Source organism: Salinibacter sp. 10B, assembly GCF_002954405.1.
Lineage (GTDB): Bacteria > Bacteroidota > Rhodothermia > Rhodothermales > Salinibacteraceae > Salinibacter.
The window spans coordinates 14,195-30,801 of record NZ_MQWC01000004.1; the positions used below are offsets into that span (position 1 = coordinate 14,195).

Annotated in this window: 14 protein-coding genes; 4 read left to right on the forward strand and 10 right to left on the reverse strand. The window is 60.5% G+C overall.

Going from position 1 to position 16,607, the window contains the following annotated elements:
• Positions 1 to 40 precede the first annotated feature (40 nt).
• Both BSZ35_RS00365 and BSZ35_RS00370 read right to left on the reverse strand, forming a co-directional pair.
• Positions 41 to 1,126 carry a PAS domain-containing protein gene (locus BSZ35_RS00365; RefSeq protein ID WP_105010582.1) on the reverse strand — a complete coding sequence of 362 codons (1,086 nt, stop codon included), beginning with the start codon at positions 1,124 to 1,126 and terminating at the stop codon, positions 41 to 43.
• Between the two features lie 255 nt (positions 1,127 to 1,381).
• A complete protein-coding gene (locus BSZ35_RS00370) occupies positions 1,382 to 2,365 on the reverse strand; it encodes a threo-3-hydroxy-L-aspartate ammonia-lyase (protein ID WP_105010583.1) in 984 nt (327 codons plus the stop codon).
• Between the two features lie 99 nt (positions 2,366 to 2,464).
• Here BSZ35_RS00370 and BSZ35_RS00375 point away from each other — a divergent pair, with 99 nt between their 5' ends.
• Positions 2,465 to 3,268, forward strand: a complete 804-nt coding sequence (locus BSZ35_RS00375) for a sugar phosphate isomerase/epimerase family protein (protein WP_105010584.1) — start codon at positions 2,465 to 2,467, stop codon at positions 3,266 to 3,268.
• A gap of 94 nt (positions 3,269 to 3,362) precedes the next feature.
• A complete protein-coding gene (gene gatC / locus BSZ35_RS00380; protein ID WP_105010585.1) occupies positions 3,363 to 3,650 on the forward strand; it encodes an Asp-tRNA(Asn)/Glu-tRNA(Gln) amidotransferase subunit GatC in 288 nt (95 codons plus the stop codon).
• On the opposite strand, the gene BSZ35_RS00385 is transcribed toward gatC, so the two are convergent.
• On the reverse strand, positions 3,640 to 4,494 hold the full coding sequence (locus BSZ35_RS00385; protein WP_105010586.1) for a sulfotransferase: 855 nt from the start codon (positions 4,492 to 4,494) through the stop codon (positions 3,640 to 3,642). The two genes, gatC and BSZ35_RS00385, sit on opposite strands and share 11 nt — an antisense overlap.
• A 164-nt stretch (positions 4,495 to 4,658) precedes the next feature.
• On the opposite strand from BSZ35_RS00385, the gene BSZ35_RS00390 reads away from it, so the two are divergent.
• Together BSZ35_RS00390 and BSZ35_RS00400 are read left to right on the forward strand one after the other, a co-directional pair.
• The gene (locus BSZ35_RS00390) at positions 4,659 to 7,184 is read left to right on the forward strand and encodes a YfhO family protein (protein WP_146109959.1); all 2,526 of its coding nucleotides are present in this window, start codon (positions 4,659 to 4,661) and stop codon (positions 7,182 to 7,184) included.
• 201 nt (positions 7,185 to 7,385) lie between these two features.
• The gene (locus tag BSZ35_RS00400; protein ID WP_105010589.1) at positions 7,386 to 8,699 is read left to right on the forward strand and encodes a glycosyltransferase; all 1,314 of its coding nucleotides are present in this window, start codon (positions 7,386 to 7,388) and stop codon (positions 8,697 to 8,699) included.
• 14 nt (positions 8,700 to 8,713) lie between these two features.
• On the opposite strand, the gene BSZ35_RS00405 is transcribed toward BSZ35_RS00400, so the two are convergent.
• From BSZ35_RS00405 to rffA, 7 genes are all read right to left on the reverse strand, one after another.
• A complete protein-coding gene (locus BSZ35_RS00405; protein ID WP_105010590.1) occupies positions 8,714 to 9,934 on the reverse strand; it encodes a glycosyltransferase in 1,221 nt (406 codons plus the stop codon).
• Positions 9,935 to 9,986: 52 nt separating this feature from the next.
• On the reverse strand, positions 9,987 to 10,832 hold the full coding sequence (locus BSZ35_RS00410) for a sulfotransferase (RefSeq protein ID WP_105010591.1): 846 nt from the start codon (positions 10,830 to 10,832) through the stop codon (positions 9,987 to 9,989).
• 38 nt (positions 10,833 to 10,870) lie between these two features.
• The gene (locus BSZ35_RS00415) at positions 10,871 to 12,352 is read right to left on the reverse strand and encodes an MOP flippase family protein (RefSeq protein ID WP_181149114.1); all 1,482 of its coding nucleotides are present in this window, start codon (positions 12,350 to 12,352) and stop codon (positions 10,871 to 10,873) included.
• 36 nt (positions 12,353 to 12,388) lie between these two features.
• A complete protein-coding gene (locus tag BSZ35_RS00420) occupies positions 12,389 to 13,429 on the reverse strand; it encodes a sulfotransferase (RefSeq protein ID WP_105010593.1) in 1,041 nt (346 codons plus the stop codon).
• A gap of 107 nt (positions 13,430 to 13,536) precedes the next feature.
• A complete protein-coding gene (locus BSZ35_RS00425; RefSeq protein ID WP_181149115.1) occupies positions 13,537 to 14,475 on the reverse strand; it encodes a sulfotransferase in 939 nt (312 codons plus the stop codon).
• Positions 14,475 to 15,428, reverse strand: coding sequence for a GNAT family N-acetyltransferase (locus BSZ35_RS00430; protein WP_105010595.1), 954 nt, complete (start codon positions 15,426 to 15,428; stop codon positions 14,475 to 14,477). The genes BSZ35_RS00425 and BSZ35_RS00430 overlap by 1 nt, the downstream gene beginning before the upstream one ends.
• 20 nt (positions 15,429 to 15,448) lie before the next feature.
• A complete protein-coding gene (rffA, locus tag BSZ35_RS00435; RefSeq protein ID WP_105010596.1) occupies positions 15,449 to 16,606 on the reverse strand; it encodes a dTDP-4-amino-4,6-dideoxygalactose transaminase in 1,158 nt (385 codons plus the stop codon).
• Between the last annotated feature and the right edge of the window lies 1 nt (position 16,607).

The following is a 16,607-nucleotide window of genomic DNA, read 5'->3' on the forward strand; positions in this document are numbered from 1 at the left end:
AGGGGACGGGCGCAAGAGAAACTGAATCTCAGTCGGGAGGTTACGCGGGAGAAGGGGAGGGATGGGGGGACATCAAGACAAGCGGGAGCGTGGCCGTGAGACGGATGCCGTTCTTCGGGGAAGCATCAATCGTGAGTGTGCCGTTGAGGCGGTCGATACGCTCCGCCATTGCGGAAAGGGTGGGGTGGTTTGTGTCCTGAACGGCGCCGGAGAGATCGAACCCTGTTTCGGGGCTGATGACGTGGAGGCGGAGTTTCTGTTCGGTTTTGTTGAGGAGAACTTGAGCCGCGTTCGTGTTGCCGCGCCGGACCAGGGTGGTCAGGGTATCCCGAAGCGTGCGGAAAACGACACGTTCGATCAGGGGCGAAAGTCGCTCCCCTGATGCAATTTCGTTGTGCAGGTCCACGGTAAGTCCCTCTTCATCCTCAAGATTGGTTGTCAAATGGGTAATGGCCGCGGATAAGCCAAAATCGCTAAGGACGCGGGACGAGAACGCATCCGTCAGGCGACGCACAGTCGTCGACAAGGTGTCGATGTGGGCCTCCAGCTTATTGAGGGGCGGGGCGGTGGGCTGATCCGCGGGCGTTTGGTCTCGGACCTGCTCAACGAGCATCTGAAGCGAGACCAACTCTCCCCCCAGTTCGTCGTGAAAGGTTCGGACCATACGGGCGCGCTCCCGTTCCTGTGCGTTCAGGAGCCGCTCGCTCGTGCGTCGGTATTCCGTCACGTCCCGTTGTACGGAGACCCAGTGGGTGATCTCGTCGTTCGCATTCCGAATGGGGGAGACGCTCCAGTGATTGACGTATGGCGTTCCGTCCTTGCGGTAATTGATGGCCTCCCCCTCAAATGACAATCCCTGTTCGAGCCGTCGACGAAGCCGGGTCAGTACCCAGGATTCGGTGGCGGGGCCCTGGAGAAGACGCGGGCTTTTGCCGATCACCTCTCCGGGGGAATATCCGGTAATCTCCGTGAATGCTGGATTCGCGTAGATGATGCGTGGGCCCGGAGCGTTGAGGGGTGCTCCTTCTGTAATGAGGACGGCCTCGTTCATGTGCTCCACGGCCGATTTGAGAGACGGGGCCCGTCCGGGCTCGGTCTCGTGGGACGGATTGGGGGGAGAAGCCATGTCGAGAGCGTGCAAGGCACGGAAGAGTGGTCGTGTAGACCCTTCGGTTTCCAAGGTCTCTTTCAGTAAAAAAGTACTGAAGAGCGAAGCGGCTTGGAATACGAGAATACTCGAAGTTCTTTCATCGGTCCCCCAGCCGCTGGGCCTGGGGGTCCACGGCCGGTGTGATCATTCGCTACTGGGGCTCGACATGACGTGCCGTAATTTGGAAATTTTCAGATTGCTTGGGATAAGCAAATGGCCTGCAACTATCCACTAGATGAGGCCGTGTTCTTCAAACAAGGTGTTCGCCCGGCCCAGGTCGACGTTTCCTCCGCTAATGACGACCCCGATGCGCTGCCCGGGGAAGGAGACTGCCCCCTGTAGCAGCGCCGCGGTTCCGAGGGCGCCGGTCGGCTCCACCACGATTTTCATCCGCTCCCAGAGCACGTGCATGGCCTGAACGAGAGTGGCGTCGGAGACGGTGACCATGTCGTCCACGTGCTCCAGCACCAGAGGAAAGGTGACGTCGCCGAGGTAGGGGGTGCGGGCTCCGTCGGCCACCGTGTCGGGATTTTCTACGGTTTGGAGGGTGCCGGACTGAAACGAGCGCGTGGCATCGTCGCCTGCGTCGGGTTCGACCCCGACCACAGTACAGTTCGGGGCATGCTGGCGGGCGGCAATCGCGCAGCCGGAAAGCAACCCGCCCCCTCCGCAGCAGACGAGCAGGGCATCTAGGTCCCCCACCTCGTCGAATAGTTCATCGCCCACGGTGCCCTGTCCGGCCACCACGTGCGGATGGTCGTAGGGAGGAATGAGCGTCAGCCCGCGGTCCTCAGCAATGTTCTGCCCCAGCGCCTCCCGTGTGGTTGTCTCCGGGTCATAGGGGATGATTTCTGCCCCATACCCACGAGTGGCGTCAAGTTTGACCTGGGGGGCATTTTCGGGCATCACAATCGTCGCGTCGACGCCGTGCAGGCGCCCGGCCAGGGCAATGGCCTGGGCGTGGTTGCCGGACGAGTAGGTGAGTACGCCCCGCTCTTTGGCGGCGGGAGACAGTTGTGCAATCGCGTTGTAGCCGCCTCGAAGCTTGAACGCCCCCGTTTTCTGGAAATTCTCGCATTTGAAGAACACCTCTGCGCCCACCCGGTCGTTAACGGTGCTGGAGGTCATGACGGGCGTGCGGTGAACCACGTCGTCCAGACGGGCGGCGGCGGCCTGGATGTCAGAGTAGGTGACCGATGAAGCATCGGAGGACATGAGGGCGAACGGGACTTTTGAGAAAGCGAACGCTTGTGCTGTACGGGGACGCCAGCGCCCCGGTCCGCGTTATCGATTCCATCATCTGTTTTTGTCGATATGATTCCGGTTTGGCTCACCGACACCGTGACCAGCGACCTCAATCGCGCCCTGCACTACACCCAACTCTGGGGACTGCACGGGATGGAATTGCGAACGGTCGGCGGTCCGGACGATCGCATCCCGAACGTAAACCAGCAGCAGATTCGTGGCCAGATGGAGGGCACGGATCTCTTGCTCGGCAGCGTGGTGCCGTCCATGTTCGAGGGACCCGTGAGCGACCGGGCCGCCTGGATGAACGACTTGCTGCAGTTTGAGGATACGCTCAAGCTCTGCGCCCGCGTCGAGTGTCCTCGGGTCACGATCTCCCCCTTTGCGGCCGAGCCGGACGTTTCGCACGAGGCGGTCGTTGATGCGCTTCGGCGGGCCGGGGCGGCGGCGGAGGAGTACGGGGTGCTCGTGGCGGTGCGGAACGGCCCGGAGACAGCGTGTCCCACCGGGGCAACGCTCGCGGAGGTGCTCACGGAGGTGGGACACCCACACGTTCGGGCTGCCTGGAATCCGGCGGGCGCTCTTCGGTCGGGAGAGCACCCCATCGATGGGCTAACGGCCCTCTCCGGGCTTGTGACTCTGGTGCGTTGCAGCGACGGTGTGGTGACGGAGAACGGATACTGGGAGGATACGACGCTTGGAGAGGGAGAGGTCGGCTGGCGCGAGCAATTCGAGATGCTTCATGCGCGGGGTTTTCAGGGGCCCATCAGTCTGGAGGTGTACGTCGAGCCCCGACCCGAGGAGGGGCTCCGCTCCGCGACCACTCTCATTCGGATGCTTCGAGACATACGAGCACGGGGGCAGTCCGAGTAGCGCTCGCACGAAGAAACCCGGTTCCCGGCCATTCGTAGCCGGTTTTGCACTCCCGATCCGATTCTTTTCTCCATCAGTCGCTTTCCCTTCCCTTATGGCTCTTTCGCGTGAAGACGTGCGCCATGTTGCCGAGCTCGCTCGCCTCCAGTTTTCGGACGAGGAAGAGGCCCGCATGGCCGAGGAGATGAGCCAAATCCTCGATTATGTGGAAAAGCTCGATGAGCTGGATACGTCTGGCGTTCCCCCCATGTCGCACGTACTCGACGTGACGAACGTCTTTCGGGAGGACGAAATTGAGGCGCGTATCGATCAGGAGCAGGCCCTGGAGCCGGCCCCCGAAGCGGACGGCGAGTATTTTCAGGTGCCGCAGGTCATTGATTAGCCTCAGAAGACGGGGACGCGTAGCTCTCAAATCCGAGATTCTGCAAGTACGCATAGGTAGGCGCAAATTCGGTGCGGAGGCGAGTCTGCAGGGCCTCCGGAATTTCATCCGCCTCCGCCGTTCCCAACAGACGAATCAGGCCGAGCTTGGTCCACCGAACGAGCCGGCTCTGAAGCATCCACTTGTACAGGCCCGGAACGGTATTCTTGATGGGGCGAACCGTGTAGCGATAGACTCGTCGATATCCGGCACTTCCCGTTGGGTTTTCGGGGTTTGCATTCGGGTTGGGGCAGGGGACGGGGGGAAGATCGAGAACGGACAGCAGCGTTTCCCATAGCTCGTCTGGGGCGTTTTTCCCTTCCTCCAGGCTTACGACCGTGAATTGATCGTCGCCGAACCGCTTCGCAAATGCCGGCAACGTTTCCTCGTAGTGGCTGTCGCGGAGGAGCATGGAGTCAGGGTCGTTCAGCGCCTCCTGTAGGGAGGTCGTTTCGTCGATGAGGCCAAGCTGCTTATGGTACCGGTACTGCGATAGAAGCCGTTGAATCGGGTCGCGGACGATGGCCAAGATCTTCGCCTCCGGATTGTACGAGTATATCTGCTCGGCCGTCTGCGCGTCCCGGTAGTACATCACCGTTGCTTCCCCGAAATAACGGTAGTTCGCCTCAAAGGGAAAGTGGGAATGGTAGGCCTCCAGGGTCTCGGGACCGTCTTCGTGGTCGCCAAAGAAGTACAGTTCTTTCACCTCAGACATGAACACGTCGGGGTGCTGACGAAGAAGGTAGTACAGCCAGCTTGTGCCTGCTTTGTTGATCCCGATGACGAACAGGTTGACCTGTGGCATGGGACGAGGGGAGGGAGGATTGACGAGAATGCATGCAGTCCATTTGAGAGAGGGGGCGCGGTGGAACAGGGAAAACCACCTGCCGTTTCGGGCGACCGGCAGGGCAGTATTGTCGACCGCTTCACTGTCCCCAGCGTCGTGACTGTCATCCAACGTCCATTCACATGCCGTCCCTTCCTCGCCAATCGTCTTCCCGGTTGCAGAATCGCGATTCGTTTTGGGGACGCTTAACGCCCACCGCTCGCCACGGACTCTGTCTGACTCTTCTCCTCGTGGTGGCGTTGTCGTTCTACTCCCCCATGATTTTCGGGGGGAAGGACATCCACGGCATCGATAGCATTAGTTGGCGGGCCAATGCCGAGGCTCTCATTGAGTATGAGGAACAGACCGGGGAGCATGCTCTGTGGGCGCCGAACGTCTTCAGCGGCATGCCGGCGTTCATGATGAATTACAAGCTGGCGATTCCGCAGGTCGATGACATTGCCGATGCGGCACGCTCGTACGCTTGGCCGGTGTCTCACCTCTTCTTTCTGCTGCTCGGGGTGTACCTGCTGGTGTACTACCTGACCCGGAATCATATCTCCGGGCTTTTATCGGGGCTTGCCTTTGGGTTTACGACGTACCTCCCCATCATTTTGAGTGTGGGGCATAACACGAAATTTATTGCTCTGGCGTATGCCCCGTTTGTGCTCCTTACCTTCATCTATACGCTTCGAAATCCGTCGCTCCTTGGGGGACTTGCGTTTACGGCGGCATTGGGGATCGAGCTTCGGGCCAAGCATCCACAGATTACGTACTGTGTGCTCATGCTTGCGCTGGTGTGGTGGATCGTGGAGCTATGGCAGGCGTGGGAGGACGACGAGCTGGCGCCCTTCGCGAAGTCGACCGGCTGGCTGGCCCTGGGGACCGGCCTGGCCCTGTTGATGGTGGCACAGCCCTACCTTGCGATTTACCAATACAAGCAATATTCGGTACGGGGAGCCGAGGCCGCTGCGGGGGGTGGGGGCGGCGCCATGGGCTGGGAAAAGACCATGCGCTGGAGTCAGGGGCCGAAGGAGCTCTTGACGCTCGTGATGGCCAATGCCTTTGGGGGTGGGGGGCAGACGTACTGGGGGCCGAAGACCTTTACCGAGGGACCGCACTACGTGGGCGGAGTCGTGGCGGCGCTCTCGGGGCTCGCCGTATGGCGGGTCCGGAGTCGGTTGACGTGGGGGCTCGGCGCTGGGGTTCTCGTCACGATGCTGTTTTCTCTGGGGAAGTATGCCCCCTGGATTAACTGGCCGATGTTCAAGTTCTTTCCCTTTTTCGAGGCGTTTCGGGCCCCCGAGACGTGGCTGAGCATCAGTGCACTTGGTCTTGCCGTGCTTGCAGGCATCGGATTGGACTATGCTCTTCGATCGGAGGGGGACCGTCAGGCCGATGCGGACAAGACGCGGTCGCTTCTCTATGCGTTCGGGGCGGTCGGGGGATTGGCGTTGCTCGTCATGGTGGGAAAGGGGGCCTTCTTTGACTTTGAGAATCCCCGCGAGACGCAAATCGTGGAGCGAATTGAGCAACGTCCGAATCTGACCCGATCGAATCCGCAGGTTCAACGCTTCTACCAACAGTTGGAGCAGCGCAAAGACCAGCGACGAGAGGCCTTGCAGGCCGATGCCTTCCGTACGTTACTAGCGGTGGGCGTGGCCCTGCTGTTCCTCTGGCTGTACCGGCGCCAGACGCTTTCCGGCTGGTTGACCGGCGGGCTCGTTATTCTAATTGTGCTCGTAGACCTCTGGGGCGTGGACCGGCGGTATCTCGGGGAGGACCAGTTTACACGGCAACCGGACCTGGCGTCCCAGATCCCGACCTATTCGTTCGATCGCTTCCTGACGGATCGCATGGAGAAGGCCGGGGGGCTAGGGCACTTTCGCGTCTATCCCCACCAGGCTCCCTACCAGAACGAGGCCATTGCCTCGTACCACTACGAATCGGCGGGCGGGTATCACGGAGCGAAGCTCCAGCGGTACCAGGACTACCTCGATCACATTCTGCAGGCCGGGGGAGGGGGAGCCCCGAACGAGAATGCCCTCGACCTCATGAACGTCCGGTATATTCTTGCCCAGCAGAAGCTTCCGGGGACGCGGGTGGCGTATCGGGATAAGCAAACGAAGACCGTTGTGTTGGAAAACACCGACGCTCTTCCCCGAGCCTTCTTTGTGGGGCAAACCGAGGTGGTGGACAATGCGAAGCAGACGTGGCAGCGTCTCCGCAATCCGTCGTTCACTCCCCGGAAGACGGCCCTTCTGTCGGAGTCACTCGACGCCCCTGTCACTCCCATCGACAGTGGGAGCACGACGCAGGTCACCCTGGACTCGTATACGCCGCCGAAGGTGGAGTGGACCGTGCAGACGGATGCACCGCGCCTCTTCGTGGCCAGTGAGGTGTACTACCCGGCGGGCTGGAATGCGTACCTCGATGGAGAACAAGTGCCCATTCACCGGGTCGATTACCTCCTCCGCGGGGTCCATGTACCGGCAGGCGAGCACACGCTGGTGATGCGATTCGAGCCGGCCGCTGATCGGTACGGACGGTGGATTGCCGGCACAACGACAGCGGGCGTGTACGGCGGCATCCTGTTGATGCTCGGCTTGCGCTATCGCCGGCGGGGCTCTCTGTTGCCTGACGCCTCCGACGAGGATGAGGAGGAGTAAAAGCCTTTCTTCCATCCTTGAGGAGCAGACGTATGCCGGGCCACAGGACCGGCTGCGATTCATGACGAGTGAGGCGGAACGAGCGAATCGAGAGAAGAGGAGCGCCGTCCTGCATTTCGCCTTCACGTGGTACGCCTCTGGTCCCGCGGGGCAGTTCAATTCGACGTATTCCGAGATTGATGTCTGACACGGCAATAGGCTATGGCGCGTCGTGTACTCGTTCTTTCGTACTACTTTCCTCCGTCAGGAGGACCGGGCGTCCAGCGCGTCCTGAAGTTCGTAAAGTACCTGCCGTCATTCGACTGGACGCCGGTGGTGGTCTCGGTGGAGGAAGGGGCCTACCCGGCCCGTGACGCGTCGCTCGGTGCTGACATTCCCGGAGATACGCCGGTGCACCGCACGTCGTCGTGGGACCCGTATCACCTCTACGCTCGTCTTACGGGGCGCTCCGACGAGGAAGCCGTCGTGCAGGGGTCGCTCGAAGGGCGTGAGCAGACCTGGAAAGAGCGGATTGCCCGCTGGGTTCGGGCCAATATTGTGCTGCCGGACGCCCGGGTGGGATGGGTGCCGTTTGCGATTGGGCAGGGGCGGCGTCTGCTAGCGGAGCAGTCCGTTGATGCAATTCTTACGACGGGACCGCCGCACTCTACCCACCTCGCGGGGGCTGCTCTTCAGTGGATGACCGGTACGCCCTGGATGGCTGATTTTCGCGACCCATGGACTGACATTAACTACTACCAGGAGCTTCCGCACACGGCCGCTGCGCGGAGGATCGACGCGGCGCTGGAGCGAATGGTGCTCCGGCGTGCCGATGCGGTTGCGACGGTGAGCCCGAGCTGGCAGGCGTTGCTCCGGGCCAAGATGGGAACCGAGCCACGAACGCCGATACACGTGATCCAAAATGGATTTGACACGGAGGATGTGGGGCCGGCGGACGTGACCGTGAACGACGAGGCGTTTACCATTACGCACGTCGGATCGCTGTATGCCTCCCGCAACCCGACGGCGCTCTGGCGGGCTGTTCAGCAGCTTCGGGAGGCGGGGGACGTCCCGGATCTCCGCATTCGACTCGTGGGAATGGTGGACTCGAATGTGGAGGGCGCCCTCCACGATCATGGGCTGGCTGACATTACGGAGCTGGTGTCGTATGTGCCCCATCCCGAGGCGGTGGAGCACATGCAGCAGGCGGGGCTCTTGCTGTTGTCCATCGAGTCGTTTCCGGCAGACACGGGCATGCTGACGGGAAAGATCTACGAATATCTTGCCACTGGACGGCCCATTGTGGGCGTTGGACCGGCGGATGGAGATGCAGCCCGCCTTCTTGAACAGACCGACGGGGGGAGGCTCTACGGTCGACAGGACGTCCAGGGACTTGCGGGATACATCCGGTCACAGTACGAAGCCTGGGCAAATGGAGAGCCTGCGTCGGGAGCAACGCCGGATGCGTTGCAGCCATACCGACGCAAAGCAGAGACCGGAGCACTTGCCGAGGTTCTCAACGGGCTTGAAAGATGACGTTGCCCGAGAGGTCAGTCGGATCGAGGCTCGTCGTTCAAAATTGTCCGGTACAACTCCGCCAGGCGCCGGCCCTGGACGGGGGCATTGTATTCTGCCTCCACATGTTCGCGGCCGGCCTGGGCCATTTTGGGCCATTGGTCGGGCGATTCGACGAGCCGACGGAGGTGGTCGACGAGCATGTCGGGATCCCGCTCAGGGGCGAGCAGGCCGCTCTCCTCGTGCTTCACGATGGAGGGGATGTCGCAGTGACGGGTGCTCACGATCGGCATGCCGCTGGCCGCCATCTCGATGAGGGTGACGGGAGCGCCCCCTTCTCCGTCGCCATTGCGGGCTGTCACGCTGGGCTGGAGGAAGACGTGATGATTATACGCCTCCTCCATGAGCACCTCATGAGGCTGATAGCCTGGCAATCGCACCGAATCGCCCAGGTCCCATTCGTCGATCGCTGCGAGGATCCGCTCCTTCTCCGCCGCGCTTCCGGACACATCCTTGGAGAAGCCCAGCGGGAGCGGAACCGTCGCCACGCCCCCGATGATTGTGACCTCCAAGGGAATGTCCTCTTGGAGCCGACCCAAGGCCTCGATTGCATAGGGAATGCCCTTCTTTTCCCGAAAGGAGGCGGCCAGCAGCACGCGAAGCGGCTCGCCGGGGTCGTAGCTGCGAGGGCGGAACGGGATGTCCGAAATCGGCACCCCCAGGTGATGGACGTGGACCTTGGCCTCGGGGCAGCCCAGATCCACCACCGACTGTGCCATGTGCGGTCCTTCGCAGAGAATCCCTTCTACCTGCTCAAACAGTCGTCGGTATCGTCGCTTCCACTTCGGGTGCTGTTGCGGATAGGACGTGACGTCATTCCCGTAGAATGTCACGACCTGCGGGATGTCCGTGCGACGGGACACCTCCAGGTTTTGCCAGCTGTAGTCGCCGAAGTGGGTGTGGAAGAGGTCGGCCCCGCACTGGTGCACCTGCTCGATTGTATAGGGATAGTACGGGCGAAGGCCCAGGAAGCGCAGCCCGACGTCCCAATGGTGGCGCCACGGCGCATCGTCGGCGAAACAGTGGATATTGTCAACCGCAAACTGGTCGAGGTTGTCGGTCTGCTCGCAGATGACGTGGGGCTCGATCCTGTCCGGCAGAAAGCGGACCTGATTGTACAGCCAGGTCTGGGTTTGGGGAAGCCAGCTTCGGGTGTAGTGGGCGACCGTTAGCGGAGCGTCCTGTGGTTGCGACATGGAAGGACTTTGGGGCATGAGGGGACGAATCGAGAAGACCGTTCAGTAGAACTCAGTAGGGACTGCGGCGGGACCGGTCGTACCCTAGCCGCTCCATCTCTTCACCACACACAGTCGTAATGATCGACAGATTATCGGAGCCAAAGAACGTCTCCCAGTCTTTGTCCCGGTGATCGCCGCGTGGCTGAAACGCTACGTCGAGCTTGTCTGCAATCGTGCCCCGCTTTGGAAGGTCGAGAGTCGTGGCGGTTCGGTGGATGCAGTCGTACTTTTCCGCCGTGAAGTCCTCATACCGGAGGAGGAGGCAGTCCGGTGTCTTTTGTTGGAGGATGCGCAGGCCCTCAATGGCACGGAGCCAGCGTTTGGCCAGAAGCTCGATGTAGCTATCGGCAGAGATCTGCCAGCCATCGGCGTCCAGAAGTGTGCGCGACGCTGAAAGGTGTTGACGATCCTCGTCACGAAGGGTCGTCCGATGACCGGGAAGACCGCGGCTATCCAGCAAGCTTCGAATATTGGCACGAGGATCGCGGGCCACGAACACATACGTTGCGTTGGGGAATCGCTCTGCGACCTGTTCAGGGAAAAAGGTCATCATCGGCTCCTTGAACAGATCCGTAGAGAAGAAATAGGGATGGTCTGCGACAATACGAGCGAATGACGGATCCCTGCGCATCACAGAAAGGCCGCGATATCCCCAAAGCGGGGGAATATCCACTGTTTTGGAAAGGGCTCCGTAATCGGCCAGGAGATGGGCAATGGCCGAAGTTCCGGACTTCTGATTGCCCAGCACAATGATTGGCGTTTCGTTCACCGAGGCGGTAACGTGGCGCACACGCATGACCCCGCGTCTGAGGACAGAAAGGGCGGAATGGAGGAGGTCGGTTCCCGGAAAGGACATGGCCGTACGGATGAATCGAGAGGGATCCTGAGCAGAGACTACTCGGCAGTATCGGAGCGGACGCGCTTTTCCCACTCCTCAAGGAGAAGGTCGAGCGCCTCGTGGTAGGCCTTCAGGCCAAAGCCGTGCGCAAGTCCCCAGTAGACAATCATCCCGAAAGGCACCTGTACAAAGAGGCGGGACCAGTGCCCCCAGGTCGGAGGCAGAATCACCCCAAATCCGAATACGAGTGCCATCATGATGAGGCTACACCCAGCGATGCCGGCCAGATTCCGATGAAACTCGCCAAACGACAGGTCGATGAGTCGTCCCGGAATCACGATGCCATGGTAGTGGAGGAGGTAGCCCCGAATGGTAAAGGCAATCGCGACCCCGAGCACCCCCCATTGGACCCCAATGACGAACGAGAGTACTGTTGCCGTACTTACGACAAGGTTCCAGTAGAACATAAGATCAGTACGGCCCTGGGACTTGAACAGCCACCCCGTCGTTGAACTCACCGGCTGTTTGATGCCAATCAGGCACAGGACCTGCAGGACCGGAATGACGGCTTCCCATTTTGGCCCGAAGAGCGCCAGCACAAAGGATTCGGCGATCACCATCAGCCCGCACATCATCGGGATCGAAATGAACCCAATGGTCCGGGTGGCCCGCAGGTACACGCGCCGCACGTGGTCGACATCGTCCTGCAGCCGGGAGAGGGTGGGAAACATGACCTCTCCAATGACGCCCCGAATGAGGTGGATGGGCAGCATCATCGTGTCGTAGGCGCGGTTGTAAATCCCCAGCCCGGACGACCCGACGTACCGGCCGATCAAGAGGTCGTCCGAATTGCGCGTCCAGTAGTTGATCGTGTTAAACCCGAGGAGGTTGGTACTGTACGAGGCTAATTCGCGAATGGCCTGCCACTGAAAGATAAAGCGGGGCGACCAGGTGCTAAGAATCCATACGGCCGTCACGTCGGCGGCAGTGTTCACGACGGTTTGCCAGACGAGGCTCCAGACGCCGTAGTCGAGGACCGCGAGAGTAATTGCAATGCCGCCGGACGTGACGGTAGCGACCAGTTTTACGATCGTAATCTTCCGGAAATCCATTTTCCGCCGGAAGAGAGCGGTTTGCACCGTGGCCATAGATTCGAAGGTAAACTGGATGGCCACGAACATGGTGAGCACCTCCAGCAGGGGCTCGCCGTAGAACTGCGCGATGAGCGGGGCTGCGCCGGCCAGTCCAAGGGTGAGAAGAATGCCCAGGCCGGCCTGGAGCCAAAAGACTGAAGATAGGTGCCGTTCTTCAATCTCTTCGCGCTGAACGAGGGCCGCCCCGAAGCCCGCATCTGCAAACAGGGAGGCAAAACCGGTGAAGACGACGATCATTCCGATCAGCCCGAAGGCTTCCGGCGTGAGCAGGCGGGCGAGCAGGACCGAAATGCCAAACTTCAGCCCCTGTTCGCTAATGCGGTTCAGGGTCGTCCACCCGATGCCCGAAATGACCTTTTGTCGAAGTGACTCCAGCGAGTCCAAACCAGTAGAGCGGCTATTTGCAATCGTGCGGCGCGGTTACTCGTAGGAAAACGGCGGAACGAAGGTTGAGTCTGGGTCGCTCCGCGTCCGGTTATGAATCCGGTCTAGGGTGGTTTTTCGTTTCTCCCGGCCCTCCCATTCAGAGAGCTCCTGCTGTTTCAGAAGGCTCTGAATCTCATTCCGGAGACGGTATAAGCCCCGTTGCCAAAGGGCCAACTGTCGCTCCTCGGGCTGCGTCGTTAGCGGATATCCGAGAAGATCGAGAAGCTCCCCGGCCACAGACTCAAAGATGCGAATCTCACGGGCGGAAAGTTGATCGCGAAACTTCGCTTTGTTGTCGGACATGACCGGCTTCGATAGATTTTCCCAGTACTCGGACTTCTGGGCCTGTTGTACCGCTTCCTCCGTCTCGTGAAAGTACAGCATTCGTTTCTCATACTCGAGCCCGGCAAAGTCGCAGATCTTCTGGATCGTGGACTCCGGGGACTCGATCAGGTCCTCGTACCGGACGATTGTAGATCCGTTCGTGTGCTGAATTTCCTGATGGACCCGCAAGCATTTCTTTTGCTGCTGCGCCCACTCCTCCGCAATCGCGTAGGCGTGCTGGTCGTGGGTGGGCATGTCCTTGATCGAGCACGCAACGTCGCGTCCGTCCCGGCAGAGGTAGATGAACTGAGCGTCAGGGAGGTGCTCACGGATCTGGTGGGCGTGGTCGAACAGTTGGTTTTCCTTGCAGACCCATCCGGCGGCGTTCTCTTCGCGGGCGTAGGCCTCATAGAGCGTGCTGATAACGCTCGTGAGAGTTGGGGCAGAGGATTCGGCGCGGATTTGCTCTGGAGAAAAGTGGTATTTCCACGTGAGGTGAGCGTAGGACTGCTGGGTCATGGTCACCGCGTCCTCAACCAGACGCTGAAAGTTGGCGTCCCTGGTTAGGGGGCCGTACTGCGGAAGGGCCTCGGTCAGGTGGCGCCACATGTGCGGAGGGGGAGGCGCCGCGAGGCGGGAGTGGGCGCCCAGCATCATGCGAAGCAGGTTGCTCCCGCTTCGCTCCGAAGACATGATGAAAAGGGACGTCATGAGGACGAGAGAAACACAATACGAAAGACGAGGAGCGCTTCGTTGTCGGCGCGAAGTTCAATGAAGGCGGGAAGGCGTCGTTGATGTGCGCTCGACAACGGTCGACTTCACGACGGATCGAGCGTCTTGATCCGGCGGAGCAACCGTACTTCTTCTGGGGTTTGCGGACGATTTGTTGAAGGAGAAAACGCGTCCACACCCGCATTGCGAACGTCGAGGGGCTGAATCTGAGATCGAAGGGAGTGGACGAGGCGATCGGGGGATTCACAGAACGATTCGTAGTCGACGGAAAGAACCCGGTGGGCGGGAAGGGCCGACAGGTCGTCGTTCATCTTCTGGTGGAGGCCGTGCAATTGATGGGCGATTTGTTCATCGACGGGACGAGAGGCGAGGCGTTGGTGGTTGGGGGGGCGAGCCGACCACCAGTTGGTCGGATCGTCGAGGTGTTCGTGTCGGGCGCGGAGCAGCGAAAGCGCCACGTCTGACCAATCTCGATGTACCCGGAGAAACACTGCATTCGGAAAAATCGACGCGAGGGCCGGGATGCGGAGCAGGTGCTTGACGTTTTTGTTTACAAAGGGAAGAGTCCCAAAGACGTGTTGCACGAAGGCGACAGTGCGACGCATTGTGCGCCGATCACGGGTCGAAACGTCATCGGGGAGAATGTACTCGTCGAATCCAAAGAAGCGTCCCCAGAAGCGCCCGGCCTCATGAGGAGCCATCGGCCCGGTGACGGACCCGTAGCGGCTCGCGAAATCCGATCGGTACTCGTCGTGACAGGTATGCTGGACCCATGTGGCCAGACAGGGGGCTAGGTAATATCGGCCCACTCCGTTTGTAAAGTAGGCGACCGATAGGCGATGGACGACGTACTGGTAAATCAGCGTCGTCCCGGAGCGAGGAAGGCCGAGAATGAAGAGCACCGGTTGCGTTCGCGACCGGGTGCGGAGAAGGAGGACCCGCTCCAAAAGAGCGGCGAGGTATACGTCGGCCTCGCACAGGCGGGATATTCCTTTTCGACCCTTCTTCCGAATCAGATCCATCATCATCCGAACACCGTTTCCAGGAGGGAGCGCGTATAGGTGCGACGCTTCACCGGCCATTTTTTGGCTCCGAAGCGGGATTTAAACTGTGCAACGCCGTCGTGGCCTCCGCTCGGATTGAAGTCGTAGTACTGGTATCCCTCGTCCAACGCTGCCTCTATGATGTCGGTGTGCAAGACATTGTTTGGGCGGTAGTCGAAGTATTCCTCATGGGCGGCGCCGTGCCAGTACGAGACGTGCTGATTCCAACTGAAGGTGAGGGCCCCGGAAGCGACTGCGTCGTCCACCCAGGCGAGCCACAGGGTGATTGTGTCCGGGTGAGACTGAGACAGAGAATGAGCTTCTTCGAAGAGGGGCCAGGGATAGCCACTGGAGGGGTCTTCGCCCCATCGCTCCAGGGACGCCTGATAGGCCTCGTAGTAGCGCCGGTACTCCTCCAGTGTGGTCGCCGGTTGAACCGAAACGCCCTCCCGGCGTCCTTTCTTTAAGCTGCTCCGGTGGCCGCGGGAGTATTCGGAAATAATCGTATCGAGGTCACGGTCGAGCTCAAGGATGTGGGTAAAGTCGTGCTCCACTTCCCCGTCCGAGAGGTTTGGAGTCGGTTCATCGTCAGCGATGGGGTTCGAGATGAACTTGAATTTCTTGCCGTTCTTCGAGAAGACCTCCTCGTACAGCGATTGCACCTCAGCGTCGGGAAGAGGGCCGTCGGCCACGATGCCTCCGTAGCAGCCTGCAAACGTTGACACGTATTTCTGCAGCATGCGACGTTCCCTGAGCAGCGGAAAGACCGCACGGGTTCCATTCTCGAACACGGCCCCAAGCGTGCAATCCGCTCGGGTAGAGTCGGCATGAACAGCCAGCCGATGCCAAAGGGGAGTGTGGTAGAAGGTCGCGTTCGGACAGTCCTGAACGATCTCCCACCAAAACGCGTCGTCGACGGACTCAAGGAGTTCCATAAGGAAAAGCTATGGGGCCGTTATCGGAGTTGCGTTGCGATAAGGTCAGCGGTCCGCGCCGCGAGCTCGTCGGCGTCGTCCGCCAGCTGGGGATGGAGCGGCAGGCGAATGAGGGTCTCGCTGCACTGCTGGGTGGTGGGGAGCGTCACACTTTCATCCAAGTACTGCTGTGCAAAGGGGGAAGAATGAAGGGGAATGTAATGGAAGGAGGCGTCGATCCCATGGTCCTTGAGCACATCCAGAAGCGCATTGCGGCGCTGGGAGGTGTCGACTCGGAAGAAGAAGATGTGGTAGTTTGAGTCACATGCATCCGGGATGGGGGGGAGGTGGAGCGGTCCGTCTTGGGCCAGCGGGCGAAGGGCGTCGTAATAGGCATTCCAGACAGTCCTGCGCTGCTTTTTGATGTGTTCTCGTTTGGACAACTGCACCTGCAGGATGGCAGCGAGAATGTCCGACGGGATGTAGCTGCTGCCCTCGTGTACCCAGGTGTACCGGTCGACCTCGCCCCGGATAAAGGCGGATCGGTTGGTCCCCTTCTCACGAACGAGCTCAGCCTTGCGGGCAAGATCTTCGTCGTCGGTCAGAAAGGCCCCGCCTTCGCCGCAGGTGATGTTTTTGGTCTCATGAAAGCTGTAGCAGCCGATGTCGCCGATCGTGCCGAGGGGCGTGCCGTCGTAGTAGGCATCCACGCCCTGTGCGGCGTCCTCAATTAGGTAGAGGTCATGATCGTCGGCCAGGGCCGAGAGGGCCTCCATGTCACAGGACACCCCAGCATAGTGGACGGGGACGATCGCCTTGGTGCGCGGCGTGATCTTATCCGCGACATCGTCGACGTCGATGTTGAGGGTGTCCGGCCGGATGTCGGCAAACACGGGGGTTGCCCCACGGAGGACGACGGCATTGGCAGAGGAGACGAAGTTGAAGCTCGGCATGATCACCTCATCCCCCGGCCCCACGTCGATCACCATCATGGCCATCTCCAGCGCATGGGTGCACGAGGTGGTGAGGAAGACGTGGTCGATGTCCAGCCAGTCTTCCATCTGGGTCTCCACCTGTTGGGTCACGGGGCCATCGCCCCGGAGCGTGCCCGATTCGAGCACGTCCGCTACAGCGTCGGCTTCGGCTTTCCCCAAAAGGGGTTTGTTGAAGGCAATCGTGCGCGCGGTCTGTTCGCTCATG

Excerpts from the sequence above, each read along its gene's own strand:
- BSZ35_RS00365 (WP_105010582.1), bottom strand. The coding sequence starts at position 1,126 with ATGGCTTCTCCCCCCAATCCGTCCCACGAGACCGAGCCCGGACGGGCC.
- BSZ35_RS00370 (WP_105010583.1), bottom strand. The coding sequence starts at position 2,365 with ATGTCCTCCGATGCTTCATCGGTCACCTACTCTGACATCCAGGCCGCC.
- BSZ35_RS00375 (WP_105010584.1), top strand. The coding sequence starts at position 2,465 with ATGATTCCGGTTTGGCTCACCGACACCGTGACCAGCGACCTCAATCGC.
- gatC (WP_105010585.1), top strand. The coding sequence starts at position 3,363 with ATGGCTCTTTCGCGTGAAGACGTGCGCCATGTTGCCGAGCTCGCTCGC.
- BSZ35_RS00385 (WP_105010586.1), bottom strand. The coding sequence starts at position 4,494 with ATGCCACAGGTCAACCTGTTCGTCATCGGGATCAACAAAGCAGGCACA.
- BSZ35_RS00390 (WP_146109959.1), top strand. The coding sequence starts at position 4,659 with ATGCCGTCCCTTCCTCGCCAATCGTCTTCCCGGTTGCAGAATCGCGAT.
- BSZ35_RS00400 (WP_105010589.1), top strand. The coding sequence starts at position 7,386 with ATGGCGCGTCGTGTACTCGTTCTTTCGTACTACTTTCCTCCGTCAGGA.
- BSZ35_RS00405 (WP_105010590.1), bottom strand. The coding sequence starts at position 9,934 with ATGTCGCAACCACAGGACGCTCCGCTAACGGTCGCCCACTACACCCGA.
- BSZ35_RS00410 (WP_105010591.1), bottom strand. The coding sequence starts at position 10,832 with ATGTCCTTTCCGGGAACCGACCTCCTCCATTCCGCCCTTTCTGTCCTC.
- BSZ35_RS00420 (WP_105010593.1), bottom strand. The coding sequence starts at position 13,429 with ATGACGTCCCTTTTCATCATGTCTTCGGAGCGAAGCGGGAGCAACCTG.
- BSZ35_RS00425 (WP_181149115.1), bottom strand. The coding sequence starts at position 14,475 with ATGATGGATCTGATTCGGAAGAAGGGTCGAAAAGGAATATCCCGCCTG.
- BSZ35_RS00430 (WP_105010595.1), bottom strand. The coding sequence starts at position 15,428 with ATGGAACTCCTTGAGTCCGTCGACGACGCGTTTTGGTGGGAGATCGTT.
- rffA (WP_105010596.1), bottom strand. The coding sequence starts at position 16,606 with ATGAGCGAACAGACCGCGCGCACGATTGCCTTCAACAAACCCCTTTTG.